The sequence below is a fragment of the Oleiphilus sp. HI0125 genome, assembly GCF_001635355.1.
The window spans coordinates 1-2401 of record NZ_LWGF01000661.1; the positions used below are offsets into that span (position 1 = coordinate 1).

Annotated in this window: 1 protein-coding gene; it reads left to right on the plus strand. The window is 43.6% G+C overall.

Annotated features, from left to right (window positions below; genetic code table 11):
• On the plus strand, nucleotides 1–2401 hold a 2401-nt coding region (locus tag A3762_RS09380; protein WP_156493354.1), incomplete at both ends, for a cadherin-like domain-containing protein.

Here is a 2401-nt window from a genome sequence, read left to right on the forward strand (position 1 = left end):
TGAGGATGGAAGTATCACACTGAGCCAAGAACAGCTCTTGGCGCAAGCGAGTGATGTGGAGGGTGATACGCTCACGGCATTGAATCTACAGACAGCCAATCCGGAACTGACGATTACAGATAATGGTGATGGGACGTTCACGCTGACACCGGCTGCAAACTTCAATGGTGATCTCGATATTAGTTTCGATGTATTCGATGGTGAAGCGACAGTCGCAGCTAATATCGATTTGACAGTGAACCCAGTGAATGACGCCCCAACAGCCATAGATGATTATATGATTGCTGCAGGTCCGGGTGCAATTAGGCTCGATAGTGAGCTTGATTTGGGCAAAATGCAATATCAAACAGCCGATGGTAACTGGCATGATATGATCGTTGGCGTTGAATATTCAGCCGATACAGAGTTGCAGTATGTTCCAAATGATGGTGCAACAGATAATAGTATGGACGTCTTCATTGGAACATTTGATCCAGAAGATTCAACGGCAGAACCAGAGGATTGGGGATCAATCAATAATGGCGTTGCGACTTTTATTCAGGGTGATTTGACAGTCGTAACATCCATGAGCAACGGTAATGTTACAGCTTATAATTCTCAAGACACTCATATTGGTCTCGGTATTGGAGATCCCCGCCATAATGGTTTAAGTGATAAAGACGTTATGTCAGTCGAGATCTCAGGTGATGAGATCAACCATGTGACCTTCGAATTAAGCGGTCTAGGAAGTTGGTTTGATGCGAACAATAACCAGGCTACTCAGGTTGTGATCCGTGCGTATGATACACACGGCAATCTAATTGATTCACAAGGTGGTTTTCGAGAGAGTGGAAATCTAGAGGATAGTTACTCTTTCACTACAGATCAGCCCGTAGCTAAATTCGAGCTTGGTACAGTCGGCGGCCGTGGTCAATATGTAGTTAAGAACATGACGATTTCTCGTGTTTCAACCGAAGAGATAAAAGTCACGTCTATTCAGCCAGATGGCAGTGCAATTACAAATACGCATAGCTTAAATTTGACCGAGAATATGGATGATTCAGTTAATCTCACCGATGAATTAGTTGAAATCTCACCGAATATAACTGAAGTTTTGATCACCGTTGGCGAGGATAGTGTTCTAACTTTAACGCCTGAAAATCTGCTAAATAATGACTTCGATATTGATGGTGATGCTTTATCGCTTGTAAGTGTAGCTCCCTCAGAAAATACCCATGGAACCGTCGAGATTAATGATGCAGGGAATGTTGTTTACACACCAAATGGCGATTACAACGGTCAAGCTAACTTTACGTATACGATTGTGGATGAAGAGGGCTTGACGGATACGGCTACGGTTTATTTTAACGTAATTCCTGAAAATGATTCTCCGGCTGCTGAGGCTAAGTTTTTCGACGTCAATGAGGATAGTACCATAACGATCACGGATGCTGACTTGCTTGCAGGTGCAACCGATGTTGATGGCGATACGCTAACGATCTCAGATGTTTCGTATTCAGGTACGGATGGTGTTTTTATCGATAATGGAGATGACACATACACCTTTGCACCTAATAGTAATTTTAGCGGAAATGTTGAACTGAGTTATAAAGTTTCAGACGGTGTTGTGGAGACGCAAGCGCAAATTAATATTAACGTAATCGAGATAAACGACCCTCCAATAGCCGGTGCGACCTCTTACACAATGGACGAGGACAGTGTTATCACCATTACATCAGATCAACTCTTAGCCAATTCGTATGATATTGAAATTGGTGTGCGTCTCGAAGAGGTTACGTATACTGGATCTGATGGTATTTTCCAAGCACATCAGGATTCCGAGGGTCAGCCATATTTTACCTTTGCGCCAAATCAGAATTTTAATGGAGAGATTGTTCTTGGCGTAACAATCTCGGATGGCGAACTAACAGATACTACGACGGCGAGTATTGATGTATTACCCATTAATGATCCGCCTGTGGTCGGAGATTTGGCTTATGCTATTAACGAAGATGAAAGTATCACACTGAGCCAAGAACAGCTCTTGGTGCAAGCTAGCGATATTGAAGGCGATGACCTTGTTGCCGTTAATTTGCAGAGTATTGATGGAAATGTGTCGATTACGGCTAATACCGATGGATCCTTCACATTAACGCCAAATTCAGATCTCAACGGTGCATTTGATATTAGTTTTGGTGTCTTCGATGGCGAAGCGACAGTTGCAGCCAATATCGATTTGACAGTGAACCCAGTGAATGATCTGCCGGTCGCGCAGGATCAGAATTTCCAGATGAACGAAGACGGGACGATCACGCTTACAGATGGGGATCTGTTAACGGGAGCGTCGGATGTTGATGGCGATACGCTGAGTATCTCAGATGTTGCATACACAGGTACGGATGGAATCTTCACCGATAATGGA